At 60.0% G+C, this 17250-nt stretch carries 20 protein-coding genes, 1 pseudogene and 1 riboswitch; of the genes and pseudogenes, 11 read left to right on the top strand and 10 right to left on the bottom strand.

Annotation, left to right across the window (positions count from 1 at the left end; genetic code table 11):
- Positions 1 to 66: 66 nt before the first annotated feature.
- The 3 genes from KGA96_RS06675 (at position 67) to KGA96_RS06685 (ending at position 2915) form a co-directional block, all read left to right on the top strand.
- A complete protein-coding gene (locus tag KGA96_RS06675; protein WP_046041893.1) occupies positions 67 to 1032 on the top strand; it encodes a 2-hydroxyacid dehydrogenase in 966 nt (321 codons plus the stop codon).
- Between the two features lie 34 nt (positions 1033 to 1066).
- Entirely contained in the window at positions 1067 to 2065 is a 999-nt protein-coding gene (locus KGA96_RS06680; RefSeq protein ID WP_008045980.1) for a class I SAM-dependent methyltransferase, read from the top strand.
- A 52-nt stretch (positions 2066 to 2117) separates the two neighbouring features.
- Positions 2118 to 2240, top strand: a riboswitch (yybP-ykoY riboswitch).
- Positions 2241 to 2330: 90 nt separating this feature from the next.
- On the top strand, positions 2331 to 2915 hold the full coding sequence (locus tag KGA96_RS06685; protein ID WP_008016665.1) for a TMEM165/GDT1 family protein: 585 nt from the start codon (positions 2331 to 2333) through the stop codon (positions 2913 to 2915).
- A gap of 184 nt (positions 2916 to 3099) precedes the next feature.
- Here KGA96_RS06685 and KGA96_RS06690 read toward each other — a convergent pair whose 3' ends face one another.
- The gene (locus tag KGA96_RS06690; protein WP_046041892.1) at positions 3100 to 3918 is read right to left on the bottom strand and encodes a M48 family metallopeptidase; all 819 of its coding nucleotides are present in this window, start codon (positions 3916 to 3918) and stop codon (positions 3100 to 3102) included.
- 1360 nt (positions 3919 to 5278) lie between these two features.
- Between KGA96_RS06690 and KGA96_RS29840 the strand changes: the two are divergent.
- Together KGA96_RS29840 and KGA96_RS29845 are read left to right on the top strand one after the other, a co-directional pair.
- Positions 5279 to 5476 (top strand): annotated as a pseudogene (locus tag KGA96_RS29840) (HAMP domain-containing protein); the annotation flags it as partial.
- A 111-nt stretch (positions 5477 to 5587) separates the two neighbouring features.
- On the top strand, positions 5588 to 6331 hold the full coding sequence (locus KGA96_RS29845) for a methyl-accepting chemotaxis protein (RefSeq protein WP_411741538.1): 744 nt from the start codon (positions 5588 to 5590) through the stop codon (positions 6329 to 6331).
- Positions 6332 to 6389: 58 nt separating this feature from the next.
- On the opposite strand, the gene KGA96_RS06700 is transcribed toward KGA96_RS29845, so the two are convergent.
- Genes KGA96_RS06700 through KGA96_RS06710 form a run of 3 tightly spaced genes read right to left on the bottom strand, consistent with a single transcriptional unit; the run spans position 6390 to position 7501 of the window.
- The gene (locus KGA96_RS06700) at positions 6390 to 7013 is read right to left on the bottom strand and encodes an SOS response-associated peptidase (protein WP_046041890.1); all 624 of its coding nucleotides are present in this window, start codon (positions 7011 to 7013) and stop codon (positions 6390 to 6392) included.
- A 35-nt stretch (positions 7014 to 7048) separates the two neighbouring features.
- Positions 7049 to 7309 (bottom strand): putative signal transducing protein, encoded by a 261-nt coding sequence (locus tag KGA96_RS06705; protein ID WP_008045983.1) that lies wholly within the window; start codon positions 7307 to 7309, stop codon positions 7049 to 7051.
- Positions 7310 to 7318: 9 nt separating this feature from the next.
- Positions 7319 to 7501: a CPXCG motif-containing cysteine-rich protein gene (locus KGA96_RS06710; protein WP_046041889.1), complete on the bottom strand. Its 183-nt coding sequence runs from the start codon at positions 7499 to 7501 to the stop codon at positions 7319 to 7321.
- A 139-nt stretch (positions 7502 to 7640) separates the two neighbouring features.
- On the opposite strand from KGA96_RS06710, the gene KGA96_RS06715 reads away from it, so the two are divergent.
- Positions 7641 to 8807 (top strand): 1-acyl-sn-glycerol-3-phosphate acyltransferase, encoded by a 1167-nt coding sequence (locus KGA96_RS06715; protein ID WP_046041888.1) that lies wholly within the window; start codon positions 7641 to 7643, stop codon positions 8805 to 8807.
- 143 nt (positions 8808 to 8950) lie between these two features.
- Here the strand turns inward: KGA96_RS06715 and KGA96_RS06720 are convergent, their stop codons facing one another.
- Positions 8951 to 9229 (bottom strand): hypothetical protein, encoded by a 279-nt coding sequence (locus KGA96_RS06720; protein WP_046041887.1) that lies wholly within the window; start codon positions 9227 to 9229, stop codon positions 8951 to 8953.
- Between the two features lie 190 nt (positions 9230 to 9419).
- Between KGA96_RS06720 and KGA96_RS06725 the strand changes: the two genes are divergently transcribed.
- Entirely contained in the window at positions 9420 to 9626 is a 207-nt protein-coding gene (locus tag KGA96_RS06725; protein WP_033052291.1) for a hypothetical protein, read from the top strand.
- 102 nt (positions 9627 to 9728) lie between these two features.
- Here the strand turns inward: KGA96_RS06725 and KGA96_RS06730 are convergent, their stop codons facing one another.
- Positions 9729 to 10313, bottom strand: coding sequence for a YajG family lipoprotein (locus KGA96_RS06730; RefSeq protein ID WP_046041886.1), 585 nt, complete (start codon positions 10311 to 10313; stop codon positions 9729 to 9731).
- 205 nt (positions 10314 to 10518) lie between these two features.
- Between KGA96_RS06730 and KGA96_RS06735 the strand changes: the two genes are divergently transcribed.
- Both KGA96_RS06735 and mqo read left to right on the top strand, forming a co-directional pair.
- A complete protein-coding gene (locus KGA96_RS06735) occupies positions 10519 to 10758 on the top strand; it encodes a hypothetical protein (protein ID WP_046041885.1) in 240 nt (79 codons plus the stop codon).
- A gap of 737 nt (positions 10759 to 11495) precedes the next feature.
- Positions 11496 to 13004, top strand: coding sequence for a malate dehydrogenase (quinone) (gene mqo, locus KGA96_RS06740; RefSeq protein ID WP_046041884.1), 1509 nt, complete (start codon positions 11496 to 11498; stop codon positions 13002 to 13004).
- Positions 13005 to 13096: 92 nt separating this feature from the next.
- Here the strand turns inward: mqo and KGA96_RS06745 are convergent, their stop codons facing one another.
- From KGA96_RS06745 to KGA96_RS06760, 4 genes are all read right to left on the bottom strand, one after another.
- A complete protein-coding gene (locus KGA96_RS06745) occupies positions 13097 to 13384 on the bottom strand; it encodes a PA4642 family protein (protein ID WP_046041883.1) in 288 nt (95 codons plus the stop codon).
- Positions 13385 to 13447: 63 nt separating this feature from the next.
- Positions 13448 to 13933, bottom strand: coding sequence for a hypothetical protein (locus tag KGA96_RS06750; RefSeq protein WP_046041882.1), 486 nt, complete (start codon positions 13931 to 13933; stop codon positions 13448 to 13450).
- A gap of 170 nt (positions 13934 to 14103) precedes the next feature.
- Complete coding sequence (locus KGA96_RS06755) at positions 14104 to 14577, bottom strand: WbuC family cupin fold metalloprotein (protein ID WP_046041881.1); 474 nt, start codon at positions 14575 to 14577, stop codon at positions 14104 to 14106.
- Between the two features lie 3 nt (positions 14578 to 14580).
- On the bottom strand, positions 14581 to 15138 hold the full coding sequence (locus tag KGA96_RS06760; RefSeq protein ID WP_046041880.1) for a hypoxanthine-guanine phosphoribosyltransferase: 558 nt from the start codon (positions 15136 to 15138) through the stop codon (positions 14581 to 14583).
- A gap of 175 nt (positions 15139 to 15313) precedes the next feature.
- Between KGA96_RS06760 and upp the strand changes: the two genes are divergently transcribed.
- Both upp and KGA96_RS06770 read left to right on the top strand, forming a co-directional pair.
- A complete protein-coding gene (gene upp / locus KGA96_RS06765; protein ID WP_046041879.1) occupies positions 15314 to 15952 on the top strand; it encodes a uracil phosphoribosyltransferase in 639 nt (212 codons plus the stop codon).
- A gap of 2 nt (positions 15953 to 15954) precedes the next feature.
- The gene (locus KGA96_RS06770; protein WP_046041878.1) at positions 15955 to 17229 is read left to right on the top strand and encodes a uracil-xanthine permease family protein; all 1275 of its coding nucleotides are present in this window, start codon (positions 15955 to 15957) and stop codon (positions 17227 to 17229) included.
- Positions 17230 to 17250: the final 21 nt, after the last annotated feature.

The following is a 17250-nucleotide window of genomic DNA, read 5'->3' on the forward strand; positions in this document are numbered from 1 at the left end:
CTATTTATTTCATCTGGTAGGCTCGGCAGATTACGCCTTCAGTTCATTGCACAAAAGGTACAGTTGATGACGAACACTCGCCGCGCCGTATTCCTCGACCACCCGTCCCTGGACCTCGGCGATCTTGACCTCGACCCGCTGCGCAGTTGTTTCAGCGATTTGCAGCTGTTCGCCCAGACCTTGCCCGATCAAGTCATCGAACACCTCAAGGGTGCCACCGTCGCAATCAGCAACAAAATTGTCATCGATGCCGCCGCCATGGCCGCCAGCCCTGATCTCAAGCTGATCCTGATCACCGCCACCGGCACCAACAACGTCGATCTCGCCGCCGCCCGCACCCACGGGATTACCGTGTGCAACTGCCAGGGTTACGGCACACCGTCGGTGGCGCAGCACACGATCATGCTGCTGCTCAACCTGGCCACGCGCCTGGCCGATTATCAAAAAGCCGTCGGCGAAGGCCGCTGGCAGCAGGCCAAACAGTTCTGTTTGCTGGATTACCCGATCGTCGAACTCGAAGGCAAAACCCTTGGCCTGCTGGGACATGGCGAATTGGGCGGCGCGGTCGCACGGTTGGCTGAAGCCTTCGGTATGCGCGTTGTGCTGGGGCAAATTCCCGGACGCCCTGCCCGCCCGGACCGCCTGCCACTGAATGAACTGTTGCCACAGGTCGATGCGCTGACTCTGCACTGCCCGCTCAACGAGCACACTCGCCACTTCATCGGCGCCCGTGAACTGGCCTCGATGAAACCCGGCGCGTTCGTGGTCAACACCGCTCGCGGTGGGTTGATTGATGAACAGGCGCTGGCCGACGCCTTGCGCAACGGGCATCTGGGGGGCGCCGCCACTGACGTGCTGAGCGTCGAGCCTCCCGTCAACGGCAATCCGCTGCTGGCCCACGACATCCCACGCCTGATCGTCACCCCGCACAACGCATGGGGCAGCCGCGAAGCGCGCCAGAGAATCGTTGGCCAAGTGAGCGAAAACGCACTGGGATACTTCAGCGGTAAGGCGCTGCGGGTCGTCAGTTGATAAACTGCGGCACTTTTTTTCCACGGGAGCAGTTATGGATCCGCGCAGTGAAGTACTGCTTCGTCAGGCCGAGTTATTCCAGGGTTCGGTGTTGTTGGCCGGTTTGCCCGCCGACGACTTGCTGGGCCGTTTGCCCGAAGCTCATGGCTGGTGCTGGCACGCCGGCGATCAGGCCGCGCTGGACGCCCGCTTCGCCGAGCGCAGCCATTTTGGCGTGAATGCGCCAGAGCGTGAGTTCGATACAGCGGTGGTCTTTCTGCCCAAGGCCAAGGACCTGACCGACTACATCCTCAACGCCCTCGCCTCACGGCTGGCCGGCCGTGAGCTGTACCTGGTCGGCGAGAAAAAAAGCGGCATCGAAGGTGCCGCCAAACAGCTCAACCCGTTCGGCAAGCCGCGTAAACTCGACAGCGCGCGCCACTGCCAGCTCTGGCTCGTCACCGTGGCCAACGCACCTGAAGCCAAACCGCTGGAAAGCCTGGCGCAGACCTACGAACTGCCGCTGGCCGAAGGCCCGTTGAAGGTCATCAGCCTGCCAGGGGTGTTCAGCCATGGTCGCCTGGATCGTGGCAGCGCGCTGCTGCTGGAGCATCTGGACAAACTGCCCAGCGGTCACTTGCTCGATTTCGGTTGCGGCGCAGGGGTTCTGGGGGCGGCAGTGAAACGTCGTTACCCACACAACCAGGTCACGTTGCTGGATGTGGATGCCTTTGCCGCTGCCAGCAGTCGCCTGACCCTGGCTGCCAATGGTCTGGAAGCCGAGGTGATTACCGGTGACGGAATCGATGCCGCGCCGATGGGTTTGAGTGCGATCCTGAGCAATCCGCCGTTCCATGTCGGCGTACACACCGACTATTTCGCAACGGAGAACTTGCTGCGAAAAGCAGCCAAACATCTGAAAAACGGTGGCGAACTGCGCTTGGTAGCGAACAGTTTCCTGAAGTATCAACCGCTGATCGAAGAGCACCTGGGCGTGTGTGCAATCAAGGCCGAAGGACAGGGTTTCAGAATCTACCGGGCAAAGCGCGGCTGAAACTTTTTTTGAAAAAGAAGGCTTGCCGAATGGGTTTTGCAAAGGCAGAATCCGCTCCGTCCTAGGGGAGTAGTCTCCCACGAGCGCCACGCTCGTCCGGCATGCGTCAACATACTTGGTCCTCAGACCATGGCGCATGCGACCCAAGCATCCATATCAGATGGATCGCAGGGTTTGACAAGACCTATGACACGAACACCTTACCCGGGGCGGGAAGGCTGTACGTGTCATAGCCGTGTCGACCCGCCCCTTAGGAAAACCCCTGATGCTGGATTCACTACTCGTACCTACCGCAATCGTTGCCTTGGCCGAAATCGGCGACAAGACGCAACTGCTCGCGCTCATTCTCGCTGCCCGTTTCCGCAAGCCCTGGCCGATCATCGCCGGTATCGTCGCCGCGACCCTGGCCAACCACGCGGCCGCCGGTGCAGTCGGTGCCTGGGTCGGGAGTTTCTTCTCGGATACGATGCTGCACTGGATCCTCGCCGCGAGCTTCGCCGCCACGGCGCTGTGGACCCTGGTCCCGGACAAGATGGATGACGACGAGGCCAGCACCGCCCGCAAGTTCGGGCCGTTCCTGACCACGCTTATCGCGTTCTTCCTGGCGGAAATCGGCGACAAGACGCAGATCGCGACAGTAATGCTCGCAGCCCAGTATCCAGAGCTTTGGCTGGTGATCATCGGTACCACCCTCGGCATGCTGATTGCCAACGTGCCCGTGGTATTGGCCGGTAACTTTGCCGCGGACAAATTGCCATTGACCCTGATCCGTCGACTGGCGGCGTCGGCGTTCTTCATCCTGGCGATTGTCGCGGTGTACAAGGCGATGCAGAGCAGCGGGTGGGTTTGACGGGGTAAGGCAGTCATTGTGGCGAGGGAGCTTGCTCCCGCTGGGCTGCATAGCAGCCCCAAACCAGATGATCGCGTTTTGTCAGATTCGACGCGTAATCAGGATCTACGACTGCTCCGCAGCCGAGCGGGAGCAAGCTCCCTCGCCACAAAAGCCGAGGAGTCTCATCTTTTGTTGAACTCAATCAGGACTTCTTGGCTTGCTCGTAAAGCGGCATGACTTTCGGAATCGCCGCCTGCAACGCCGCAATACGGCTCGACGACGCCGGGTGAGTACTCATGAACTCCGGTGGCGCACCATCCGAGACCTTGCTCATCTTGTTCCACAGGGTGATCGCGGCATTCGGGTTGTAACCGGCGCGGGCGGCCAGTTCCAGGCCAATCAGGTCCGCCTCGTTTTCATTGGCGCGGCTGTTGGGCAAGGTCATGCCGTAGTTGGCCACGGTATCGGCCAGGGCCATGGTGTCCTGCCCCAATCCTAACAAGGCACCGGCGCCCTGCTTGGCCATTTCGATGCCGTAAGCCTTGGACATCGCTTCACGACCGTGCTCGCGCAGGGCGTGGGCGATTTCATGGCCCATGATCGCGGCGATTTCATCGTCGGTCAGCTTCAGGGTGTCGATCAACCCGGTGTAAAAGATGATCTTGCCGCCAGGGCCGCAGTTGGCGTTGAGCTCATCGCTCTTGATCAGGTTGACTTCCCACTTCCACTGGGCCGCGTCCGGACGAAACGTCGGCGCCTGGGCAATCAGCCGGTCGGCAATCGCCTGAACCCGTCTGGCTTCAGCGCTGGTTTTGTCCAGCACACCTTTGCTGGACGCTTCGCCCACGGTCTTCTGATAGGACTGAGCGTACATCTGGTCGACCTCTTGCGAGGACAACATGCTGAACATGTACTGCTTGCGTTCAATGCCCACGGCACCGCCGCTGGTGGTATTGACCGACTGACAACCGGTGAGCAGCAGCGCTGTGCTCAGTGCGCTGACAACCAAAATCTTGTTCATCAAAAAACTCCCAGAAAACATGCCGCGTATCCTAGGCGTGGAAATGTATCGACGCCAGATACAATGGATGTAAGACGCACAATTCGGACAAATCTCTCATCGCCGTAGAAAAAAATTCACATACAGCGACAACCCGCAATTCATCACACGCGCATTGATTCAATTACGACATCCGGCATGCAAAAACAGTCATTTCAACTGCCCACGCTCATGCCCGCCCGACACCCTGCCGATACAGCTCCGCAGACGTCCTTTCCCGTGCGGAGCCCCCATGAAATTCAAGTCGATCCAGTTTTCCGTGGCGGCCCTTGCCGGCGCCATTGTCCTTAGTGTCGTGGCAGCGCTGGTGGTGTACGCGCTGTTCTCCGGCGCCCGGACCCAAGACATGGTCCAGGAGCGGACCCAGGCCCAATTCGAGCAAGTCATCGAACAGCGCCTGACGTCCCTGGCGCAAACCCAGGTCAGCCAGATCCAGCGCGAACTCGAAGCACCGCTGCTGATTGCCGGCGGACTGGTGCGAGTGAACGCCCTGATCGGCACACCGAGGGCCGACGGCCAGCCGGCACTGAGCCTCAGCCGCGAGCAACTTATCGGCCTGATCAAGGAAAACGTGGTCAAGAACCCGAAGATCCTCGGCACTTACATCGGCTGGGAAAAAGACGCACTGGATCACAACGACGCGGCCTACGTCGGCACCCAGGTAGTCGGCATCGACGCCGCCAACGGGCGTTTCCTGCCCTGGTGGTTCCGCAACGACGACGGCACCCTGGGCCTGGACAAACTGGTGGACGTCGACGACCAGAAGACCCTGTCCACCGGCGTGCGCGCCAGCGAGTACTACCTGTGCTCGAAAGAAACCAAAAAATCCTGCGTGATCGATCCGGCGCCTTATAAGGTCGGCGATAAAATCGTCATGCTCGCCTCCTTCATTGAACCGATCATGCTCAACGGCGCTTTCCAGGGCATCGTCGGCGCCGACCTGTCGGTGAACTTCATCCAGGAAATGCTCCTGGGCGCCAACCAGAAACTCTACAGCGGCGCCGGGGAAATGGCCCTGATCGGCGGCAATGGCCGGATCGTTGCCTACACCAAGGATCCGGGCAAATTCGGCGAGAAGGTCAGCGACATCCTCGACAGCAAACAGATCGCCAACATGGCCAATCTCAAGCGCGGCGAAGTTACCTACACCGTCGACAAGGCCCAGGGCCGGATCGAGTTGTACCTGCCGTTCGGCATCGGCCAGACCGATGCCCGCTGGACCCTGATGCTGCAATTGCCGCTGAATGCGGTCATGGCCGACCTGCAAAAACTCCAGGCCGACCTGGACGCACAGCGCAAATCCGACACCTTCGGCATGGCGATGGTCGGCCTGGTGATTGCCGGTATCGGCTTGCTGGTGATCTGGCTGGTGGGCCACGGCATCGCCCGCCCGCTCAAGCAGATGGTGGCCATGCTCGACGATATCGCCCAGGGCGAAGGTGACCTGACCCGACGCCTGAGCAGCGACCGTGCCGATGAACTGGGCTCGATCGCCAAGGGTTTCAATACTTTCCTGGCCAAGTTGCAGGCGATGATCACCCAGGTGGTGACGTCGGTGCAGAGCGTCAGCGATTCGTCGGAACACACCGCCGACATCGCCATCCGCACCAACACCGGTGTGCACAAGCAGATGGCCGAGATCGATCAGGTGGCCACCGCCGTGCAGGAAATGACCGCCACCGCCCAGGACGTGGCGCGCAATGCGACCCAGGCCGCACAAGCCGCCAGCCATGCCGACCAAGCCGCGAGCCAGGGCATGCAGATCGTGCGCGACACCTCGAACTCGATTGGCGCCCTCGCCGTGGAAATCGGCCGGGCTGTCGGCGTGGTGCAAACCCTGGCCAAGGACAGCGAAAACATCAACGCCATCCTCACTGCCATTCGCGGGATCGCCGAGCAGACCAACCTGCTGGCCCTGAACGCGGCCATCGAAGCCGCCCGCGCTGGTGAACAGGGCCGAGGTTTTGCCGTGGTGGCCGACGAGGTGCGTAACCTGGCGCAGAAGACGCAAAAGGCCACCGAAGAAATCCAGGCCATGATTCAGCAGCTGCAACAAGGCACGCGGGACGTGGTGCGGGTCATGGAAGACAGCCAGAACCGCACGGACGAAAGCGTGCAGCACGCGGCCAAGGCTGCCGAAGCGCTGGAAACCATTACTCAAGCGGTGTCGGTGATCAACGACATGAACACCCAGATTGCCAGCGCGGCTGAAGAGCAAAGTGCAGTGGCGGACGACATCAACCGCAACGTGATCAACATCGGCCAAGTGGCCAACGAAGTGGCCGGTGGTGCGGATGAGTCGAGTGCGGCCAGTGCGGACTTGACCAAGCTGGCCGAGCAGCAGCGACGCTTGATCAATCAGTTCAGGGTTTGACCTTCAGGCCCTCTTCGCGAGCTTGCTCGCGATGGGGCCGGTTCAGCCACCCAATAACTCAACCCGGAGTGAGGCACTCCGGCCCATTGAGCTTCGGATCATTCACCATGTTGGCCAGGACCCGTTCGCGCAATGCGGCAGGCTCGCTGGCCAGCAAGGCTTGCAAAGCATGCAACGGCGTCTCGGGATCCAGCCACGCGGCCTGCCCCGCCTCATCAAGAATCAACGGCCGCCGCTGGCTCGCCGCCGGCTGGGTAATCACGGCGGTACTCAGCCACACCTGCTCCTGCACCGGATACGCCTCCCAGATCGCCGCAAAAAATAATGACGAGCCCTCCCCCGGCGTCAGCCAGTACGGGCGCTTGCGCGTCGTACCGCGCCATTCGTAGAAACCATTGGCCGGCAACAGGCAGCGGCGCTCGCGCAAGGCCTGGCGAAACATTGGCTGTTCGGCAACGGTTTCGGCGCGGGCGTGGGCCGGGGTGCGAGACAGATCGGTCAGCCAGGGGGGCGTCAGGCCCCAGCGGGCACGAGCCAGCGTGCGCTGGCCGTCAGGCTCGGCCCGCAGCATCAACACCGAATCATTGGGGGAAATGTTCCACTGCGCCTGCTGGTCGGCGGGAAAACCAGGCAGCGCCGCGAAGGCGGGGTTCCAGCGAAACAGGGCATAACGTCCACACATGGGGCAACACGGCTCTTGATCAAACGAACGCCAGCCTAACAGACCAGCGTGCCGGGAAAGCTGTCCGGTTCATCGCCGGACAGCGGCAGCGCGGCATTGTACGCGGTGATCAGCTCGCGGGCGTAAGCAGCCTGATCGTTCTCGACCGACAGCCCGAGCAGGCCATAGATCGGCAACTCGCCGCTGCCTCCGAGCAAATCACGGCCCACCAGATGCGCCTCGATACCCTCGCTGGCGAGCATGCCTTGCAGCAACTCGCCTTCCATCAGGTTTTCCGGATCGTAGATGCGCTGCATACACGCTCCTCACTCGTTTTCGCTGAACACTTCGAGATGCCATTCCTCATCATGAACCTGCAACACGAAGGTTATCGGCCGGCAGCACACCTGGCAGTCTTCAATATAGGTCTGATCGCCACCGGACAAATCCAGCGTCGTCTCGACTTCCTCACCACAATACGGACATTCATATTGCGTAGTTTCCAGCATCGCGGTCTCCCAGGTGACTTGTGCGTATAATCGCCGGTCTATTTGCAGGGCTATTTTTGTCTGGCTACTTTTTCAGACCGTGCCCCGCCGGTTTTCGATCAAAACCTTTACTTACCCTAGCCGTTTCTAACAAGAGAGCATGATGGGCGAATTCGATGCCATCCGACCTTACGACGACAGTGAAGTCCCGGCAGTGCTGGCACGACTGCTCGGCGACAAGGCGTTTCTAGATATCCTCACCCACTTTCGCTTCCCGCGTTTCGCCGGCGCTTTAGGCTGGGCACTCAAACCTCTTATAGCCCATCGGCTGCGCCGTGAGTTTGCCGGCATTACCTCCGTGGCCACGTTACAGGACAAAGTCGAGCATTACGTCGACCATACCATCGAGCGCGCCACCGACGGTGTTACCTATACCGGGGTGGAGCAATTCAAGTCCGGCAGCGCCTACCTGTTCATCGCCAACCACCGCGACATTGTGATGGACCCGGCCTTCGTCAACTATGCCGTGTACCACGCAGGCCTGCCGACCCCGCGTATCGCCATTGGCGACAACCTGCTGCAAAAGCCTTTCGTCAGCGACCTGATGCGCCTGAACAAGAGCTTCATCGTGCACCGCTCGATCAGCGGACGCCGGGAGAAAATGGCGACTTATCAACTGTTGTCGGCGTACATCAACCATTCGATCCGCAACGATTGCGCCTCGATCTGGATCGCCCAGGCCGAAGGCCGCGCCAAGGACGGTGACGATCGTACCGAATCGGCGATCCTCAAGATGTTCCACATGAGCCGCAAGGACGAGCCGTTCGGCGAAGTCATTCAGTCGCTGAACCTGACCCCGGTGTCGATCAGCTACGAGTACGACCCATGCGATCAGGCCAAGGCCCGCGAGCTTTACATCCGCGCCACCACCGGCAGCTACACCAAGGTGCCGGGCGAGGATGACGTGAGCATCGCCAAGGGCATCACCGGCTACAAGGGCCGGGTGCACGTGAACTTTGCCGCGCCGATCACCGAACTGTTCGAAGACACCAAGCAATTGGCGGTCGAGATGGACAGGCAAATCCTCAGCGGATACCGCCTGTTCCCGGTGCACTACCTGGCTTACGCGCAGTGGAAAGACGCCGATTCGCAGTTGCAGGTGCCGAAAGCGGCCGAAGTGTTCCCGGCCGCGGAGCTGGCCAAGGCCCGGGAAGAATGGCAACGCCGCCTGGATGCCTGCCCTGAAGAGCATCGTCCATTCCTGGTGCTGCAATATGCGACGCCGGTGCGCAATCAGTACCGGGTGAAGGCAGGGTTGCCGCTGTAAGCGGTTTCGGCCAGATGTGAAAACGGCGCTTTTTGTGGCGAGGGGGCTTGCCCCCGTTCGGCTGCGTAGCAGTCGCAAGCTTCTTGGGGCCGCTTCGCAGCCCAACGGGGGCATGCCCCCTCGCCACAGGGTTTACTTCAGATTCAAACCTGAGTGCTGATCCACGACACCAGCAACGCCATCCCCATGCAGGCAAAACCGAAGATGTAGAAAAACCGGTTCATGCGCAAGGTCGCCCAGTCCAGCGTGGGCTCTACGTTGGGGCTGCTCTGGCGCTGCGCCTGCAAACTGGCCATCGCGCGCAGTTCGCGACGACGGGTGGCGTGCAGCAACCAGCCGCCCGGGAAGGCAAAGAGCAAGGCCAGCAAATTGATCAATCTGGCGGGATGGGCGAAAAACAGCGTCATCAAGTGCAGCGACATCACAAACCTCAAGTAAAACAGGTGGCAGGTGCCAGACCGGCGACCGCGGCGCGGATTCTACCGAAAGCCTGCGCGCCTGCCCTCTGTTTCCGACAAATAACGAAGCAGTTGATCAATGGCTGTCCTGAGTCACGGCTTCGTCATCTGTATCGGCGATCATTCGCGCCTCGAAACCGACAGGGACCTCGTCATGCTCCACGCCGAAAACCAGGATCGTCTTTACCTCATCACCCCCAGCGAAGAACAACAAGCCCTCGTCGGCAGCCTCGCCTTCAACGTTCAGGATCGCCATTGGCTGGTGTATTGCGCACTCGGTGGCCACCAGCATGCGGATTTGCCGGAGGCGGATTTACTGACGGGCGTGAGCGTGCTGGACTTTTACTCGCAAGCTGCCTGACACCCCTGATCCCCTGTGGGCCGGTGTACATCCATAAAAAACGCAGCCATGAAAAAGCCCGGGACCATCACTGGCACCGGGCTTTTTCACATCCAGCGAAGGTTACTCGCCGAGAATCTGACCCACGGTCGGGTCCTTGAACAGGCGGGTCAACGCATCACTGAGCACATCGCTGACCAGCTTGGTGTTGGTTTCCTGGTTCGGCGCCATACCGAAGCGCTGGTCCAGGGACGAACCATAACGGCCGCTGTAGCGACGGTTGGCGTTCTGCACATCCGAGCGGAAGGTCGCACCGATGGTGGCTTCGGTCACGTACATGCCTTCCTTGGGCGACTGGTACTTCAACTCCGTCAGGGTCACGGTCAGTTGCGGTGCATTCATGGCGTTGTTCGTCGGGGTAAAGCCCAGCAGACGCACGGCGGCTTCAGCCTGGGCCTGCAGCTTCGGCAGGATCTGCGCGCTCTGCACGGTGATTGCGCTGGTTTCCGGATACAGGCCACCACGGGTGCCCAGCGTCGGCGACGGGCGACCGTCCACTACACGCACCACGACGGGCTGACCATGGCCGACCGGGGCCAGTTGAGTGGTCAGCTTGGGTTCCGGGCTCAGTTGTTGCGGGCTGTTGGCGCAGCCAACCAGAGTCAAACTGGTCACAGTGATCAAACCGAACAACAGGCGTTGCAACATGCTCTTCTCTCCAGAATCAGGCACAAACAGGCCGGCAGTATAGCGGTGCGCCACTGCCGGGAACCAGCACCTGACAGTGATAACTGAAATGTCTGACCATCCTATTTGAGAGCGGTTTCCTGTCACCAAGATGTCACTACTCAGACACTTGCGCGTCATCACCCGTGCGCTATGTTGGCGTTAGTCACCTAATACGGTAATCATCATGCGCCATTTGATTTCGCTGTTCGCGCCACGCCCACTGCATCGCTGCTTCGCCCTGCTCGACCGCAACGGCCACTGCCAGGCCTTCAAGCAGTGCAGTCTCCAGCCCATGGGCGATGGCTGGGTTGAAATCGAAGAGATCCGCCTGAACTGGCTGAATCAGCCGCTGCCTGCCGGCACCCGCGTCGTTTCGCAGCAGCAACAGCCACGCTCGCGTGCACAGCAACTGATGACGACCTGACCAAACACCTAATAAAAGTCATTAAACACGACCATTTCCCTGCGTTTCTTAGATACAATCTCCCCCCGATTATAAGGACGTCTCCTGATCGGGCCTCGCAGCATCGTCAATGCGCTTGTATTGACACCCCGCACTGCCCACAGAGAGCCGCCCACACAGATCGAGTGAAGCTGGCGCGCTTGCTGTTTTGTTGAGCAAAACCTCCACTTTTCGCGAATCTGCAGAGCTGTCATTACGCTCGGTCACTGAGCTGTTTGCCCGTTTTGCCTGCCCTGTATCCCATGGCGGCAATCCATCCGGGCACGGTGCCAGGCTGGGACAGCCCTTTTTGAGGTTCACGTCTTCAAAAGAGCGTGAAAAAAACGGGTTTTCACAACTTCACAAGAGTGTGGCGAGCAAATGAATAGTTTTGCGTCTGAACATGCACCATTAGCGTCTACAACAGCCCAACGACACAGGACCGAGTATTCCTCGAACACCGGAGCCTGAAGCCTGTCCGCTACGGATTTGGTTGCACAAACGGATGTATCGACCATAAGTCGAATTGCCTCCCGCGCGCTGAAATGAGTTCATATGGCTCATAGGCCCGGCAGGTAGCGTCCGTCGAAGTTGCGATAAATTGCGAAGATTCGGACATGGCGATCCTGCCATGGGTACCTGGGGCAACACTGACACGCCCCGTCACTCCTGGCAGCCATGCCGACAATTTGGTGCTGCAGATTTTGGAGACGCGTTAAATGGCGCATAACGAAGCAGTCGACGTAGTACTGGTTGGGGCCGGCATCATGAGTGCCACCCTTGCAGTACTGCTCAAAGAGCTCGACCCCGCGATCAAGCTGGAAGTCGTCGAGCTGATGGATTCCGGTGCCGCGGAGAGTTCCAACCCGTGGAACAACGCCGGTACCGGTCACGCCGGGCTGTGTGAGCTCAACTACACGCCGCAGGCCGCCGATGGCGCCGTCGACATCAAGAAAGCCGTGCACATCAACACCCAGTTCGAGGTGTCGAAGCAATTCTGGTCGTACCTGACCAAAAAAGGCACGTTCGGCTCGTGCAAATCGTTTATCAGCCCGGTGCCACACCTGAGCTTCGTGCAGGGCGACAGCGGCGTGTCCTTCCTCAAGGAACGCTTCAAGGTGCTGAGCAAGCACCACGCCTTCTCGGACATGGAATACACCGAAGACAAGGCCAAAATGGCCGAGTGGATGCCGCTGATGATGCCTGGCCGCGATCCTGGCGAAAACCTCGCCGCGACCCGCGTGATCAATGGCACCGACGTAAACTTCGGCGCCCTGACCAACCAGTTGCTCAAGCACCTGACCAGCGCACCCGATGCCCAGGTCAAGTACTGCAAGCGCGTGACCGGCCTCAAGCGCAGCAACGGCGGCTGGACTGTCAGCATCAAGGACGTCAACAGCGGCAACACCCGTGAAGTCGACGCCAAGTTCGTCTTCCTCGGCGCTGGCGGTGCGGCACTGCCGTTGCTGCAGGCTTCGGGCATCGAAGAGAGCAAAGGCTTCGGCGGTTTCCCGATCAGCGGCCAATGGCTGCGTTGCGATAACCCGGAAGTGGTCAAGCACCACCAGGCCAAGGTCTACAGCCAGGCTGCCGTAGGCTCGCCGCCAATGTCCGTGCCGCACCTGGACACCCGTGTAGTCGAAGGCAAGAAGTCCCTGCTGTTCGGACCTTATGCCGGCTTCACCACCAAGTTCCTCAAGCACGGCTCCTTCATGGACCTGCCGATGTCGGTTCGCGCCGGCAACATCGGGCCGATGCTGTCCGTGGCAAAAAACAACATGGACCTGACCAAGTACCTGGTCAGCGAAGTGATGCAGTCGATGGAGCAGCGCCTGGAGTCCCTGCGTCGCTTCTACCCTGAGGCGAAAGCTGAAGACTGGCGCCTGGAAGTGGCCGGCCAACGGGTGCAGATCATCAAGAAAGACCCGAAAAAAGGCGGCATCCTGCAATTCGGCACCGAACTGGTCGCAGCCAAGGACGGTTCCCTGGCAGCACTGCTCGGCGCTTCGCCAGGTGCCTCGGTGACTGTTTCGATCATGCTTGAGCTGATCGAAAAATGCTTCCCGGGCAAAACCAAGGGCGAATGGGCTACCAAACTGGCCGAAATTTTCCCGGCCCGTGAAAAGGTCCTGGAAACCGACGCTGCGCTGTATCGCAAGATCAACACGCAGAACAACGTTGCCCTGGAACTGGTTGAAGCCAGCAGCGAGACCGAAAGCTACGCTTGATTCGGCCTTATGAAAAACGCCCCGTTCTCACTGAGAGCGGGGCGTTTTTTTATGTCCGGGCAAACCTGATTCGTGGCGATGTGCCTGAGGAATCAGCCGCGAGCTTTTTCGATCAACTCGATGTAGTCCGGCGCGTTGCGCTGATCCTTGATCAGGGCAACGAAGTCGTTGCCGTGCTCATCCTTGCCATTCACGTCGTAACCCGCTTCGACGAAGAACGTCAGGAAACGCGCGAAATCGTCGATGCGCAGGCCACGGTAGGCCTTGACCAGCTTGTGCAGGGACGGAGAAGTCGCGTCGACCGGTTCGAAATCGAGGAACAACTTGATCTGCTCATCGCCGATCTCGTCACCAATCACTTGTTTTTTATCTTTACGCATTGCCGACTCCAGCTCGCAGACATTTCACGGGGCGGGCAGTTTACCCCTGCGCGGGCTCAAGGCTCAACGCGGACGAGTGCTGCCGGTGTGCAGATCGGCCCAGACATGGCCATTGGCGTAGCTGAGAAACTGGCAATACACCGTGTCGTTGCGCAACAAGTCGATCACCACCCGGTATTGCGCCAGCGGGTAATAGAGGGTCAGGGTCTTGCTCGACTCGTCGTAAACCGGTTTTTTCAGGCTTTTGCTTTCACCATCGAAGTTGACCAGCACCTGACTGATGGTGGCGCCCTTGTTCAGGGATTTGCCCTTGAGCCGAATCATCAGCGGCGAAGTGACCGGAATCGGCTGTTGATTGGACTGACGCTGAGCGCCGACCACCACCGAATAATCGGTGACCTGCATCAGTTGCTGCTGTTCGGGGTCAGCATCGCGCAGCGTTAGATCGTCCGGCGGCAGAAATTGACTGTGCATGGGCGCCGGCGCGGCGGCCAATGGCAGGCTGAGGACCAGCAACAGGGCGGCGCAGCTGCGGATAAAAGGGCTCATGGCAGGCTCCGGAGTCGGGGCCGGGCACTTTACCATGGGCTGAAGGAAGTGGTTCAAGTGCACAGAAACCACTGTGGGAGCGAGCTTGTTCGCGATGACGTCGGCACATCCAGCATCAATGTGTCAGTGACATAGCCATTGCGAGCAAGCTCGCTCCCACAGGTTAAGGATCAGTCGAACTGCGCGCGCATCCAGGCCTGATACTCGGCAACGCCGGGCTCGCCTTCGCGCGGTGCCCAATGCGCCAGCTCACCCTCACCGACCGGACGGTAAGGACCGGCCTTGCATTCGAACATCAGGCTGTCGGCCTCCAGCACCACCAAACCGTGGAACACACCGCTTGGCAGGTCCACGCCAACACAGTCGCCACCGGCCTGCAGCACGGTCTTGCTCAGCACCGTACCGACCTCGTCAAAGATCAACACGCCCAGCCGCCCCTTGAGGACCAACAGGGTTTCGGCCTTGTTGTCGCCCAGATGCCGGTGAGGCGGGATATACGTGGACGGCTGCAACCCCACCGCCATGCGATGGCAAGCGTCTTCCATCTGATGGAAGTTGTAATGCTGGCGCCCACGAGGATTAGTCGCGGCTTTCCCGGCCAGTTCGGCGAACAAGGTCTGATCCAGAAAGCGAGGCGTATCCATGTCTTACATTCCTTTAACGGCGAAAATCCCGTTGGCATTACGCCAGTAGCCTTTGTAGTCCATACCGTAACCGAAGATGTAGCGGTCGATGCACGGCAGACCGACGAAATCGGCCTTCAGGTCCGGACGGGCCTTGCGGTCGTGGTCTTTGTCGATCAGCACGGCAGTGTGCACTTTACGGGCACCGGCGTGTTTACAGAAATCGATGATCGCGCCCAGGGTGTGACCTTCATCGAGGATGTCGTCGATGATCAGCACGTCACGGTCGATGAAGGAAACTTCCGGCTTGGCTTTCCAGAACAGGTCGCCCCCGCTGGTTTCGTTGCGATAGCGGGTGGCGTGCAGGTAGGACGCTTCCAGCGGGAAGTTCAGATAGGTCAGCAGCTTGCCGGAGAAAATCAGCCCGCCGTTCATCACGCAGAACACCACCGGGTTGCTGTCGGCCATTTGTTCGTTGATTTGTGCACCGACGCGGGCGATGGCCGCCTCGACTTCAGCTTCGGTGTACAGGCAGTCAGCCTCTCGCATGATTTGACGGATATGCTCGAGATCAGCGGACATGGCGCTCTCCAGGGGTTTGAGGGGGAGGGACGGATTCGGAAAAGCGGGCAAAGGTACGCATCCCGCACGGCCAGATCAAGCGTTTGTGGACTAACGTACTGTATGTCTATAGGACAACACCCTCGGATAGATTAATCTAGGCCGGTTTTTTTGCCCGCCGCCGGAGCCTTTCCCCATGCCCATCCATGAGATCCGCCACCCGCTGATCCGTCATAAACTTGGCCTGATGCGCCGCGCAGACATCAGCACCAAGAATTTCCGTGAGCTCGCTCAGGAAGTCGGCGCCTTGCTGACCTATGAAGCCACCAAAGACCTGCCGCTGGAATCCTACGATATCGAAGGCTGGTGCGGCACTGTGTCGGTCGAGAAAATCGCTGGCAAGAAGATTACTGTCGTGCCAATCCTGCGTGCCGGCATCGGCATGCTCGAAGGCGTGCTAAGCCTGATCCCGGGCGCCAAAGTCAGCGCCGTGGGCGTGGCCCGTAACGAAGAAACTCTCGAAGCCCACACCTACCTCGAGAAGCTGGTGCCGGAAATCGACGAACGCCTGGCCATGATCATCGACCCGATGCTCGCCACCGGCGGCTCGATGGTTGCCACCATCGACCTGCTGAAAAAGGCCGGCTGCCGCGACATCCGAGCCATGGTGCTGGTTGCCGCGCCGGAAGGCATCGCCGCCGTAGAGAAAGCTCACCCGGACGTGATCATCTACACCGCTTCCATTGATCAAAAACTGAACGAACACGGTTACATCATCCCAGGGCTGGGCGATGCCGGTGACAAGATCTTCGGCACCAAGCAGAAGGACGCGTGACCATGCAGCAAGAGTTCAACGATCCGCTCTGGCGCACGGTGCTGTCGGGTGCACAGATGCTGTTCGTGGCCTTCGGCGCCCTGGTGTTGATGCCGCTGATTACCGGCCTCGACCCGAACGTGGCGCTGTTCACGGCCGGCCTGGGGACGATCCTGTTCCAGATCGTCACCGGGCGTCAGGTGCCGGTGTTCCTGGCATCGAGCTTTGCCTTCATCACCCCGATCATTCTCGCCAAGGGTCAGTTCGGCCTGGCTGCGACCATGGGCGGCGTGATGGCGGCAGGTTTCGTCTACACCTTCCTCGGCCTGGCCGTGAAGATCAAAGGCACAGGCTTCATCGACCGCCTGCTGCCGCCGGTGGTGATCGGGCCGGTGATCATTTCGATCGGCCTGGCCATGGCACCGATTGCCGCCAACATGGCCATGGGCAAGGCCGGCGACGGCAGCGAATTGATTCATTACCAGACGGCGATGATGATCTCGATGCCCGCGTTGCTGACCACGCTGATCGTCGCGGTATTCGGCAAGGGCATCTTCCGCCTGGTGCCGATCATCTCCGGCGTGCTGGTGGGCTTCGGCATGGCGTTCTACTTCGGCGTGGTCGATACCGCGAAGATTGCGGCGGCACCGTGGTTCGCCATCCCGCACTTCACCGCACCGGAATTCAACTGGCAGGCGATTCTGTTCATCGTTCCGGTAGCCCTGGCCCCGGCCATCGAACACATCGGCGGCGTGATTGCCGTAGGTAGCGTGACCGGTCGCGATTACCTGAAGAAGCCCGGCCTGCACCGCACCCTGCTCGGCGACGGCATCGCCACCACGGCGGCCGGTCTGTTCGGCGGTCCGCCCAACACCACCTACGCCGAGGTGACCGGCGCAGTCATGCTGACCAAGAACTACAACCCGAAAATCATGACCTGGGCGGCGATCTTCGCCATCAGCCTGGCGTTCATCGGCAAGTTCGGCGCACTGTTGCAAAGCATTCCGGTGCCGGTGATGGGCGGGATTCTGTGCCTGTTGTTCGGTTCGATCGCGGCGGTGGGGATGAACACGCTGATCCGCCACAAGATCGATCTGGGCGAGGCGCGCAATCTGGTGATTGTTTCGGTGACCCTGGTGTTCGGGATCGGCGGCGTGCTGATCGGTACCGGTACCGGGCCGGACGATTTCGGCCTCAAGGGCATCGCGCTGTGCGCGGTGGTGGCGATTGGCTTGAACCTGATTCTGCCGGGCAATGACAGCTGGAAGCACAAGAAGGCGGATGAGCCGCTGATCTAACAGCTTGAGATGTTTGTAGTC

The sequence above is a fragment of the Pseudomonas sp. GL-R-26 genome, from assembly GCF_019947365.1.
Lineage (GTDB): Bacteria > Pseudomonadota > Gammaproteobacteria > Pseudomonadales > Pseudomonadaceae > Aquipseudomonas.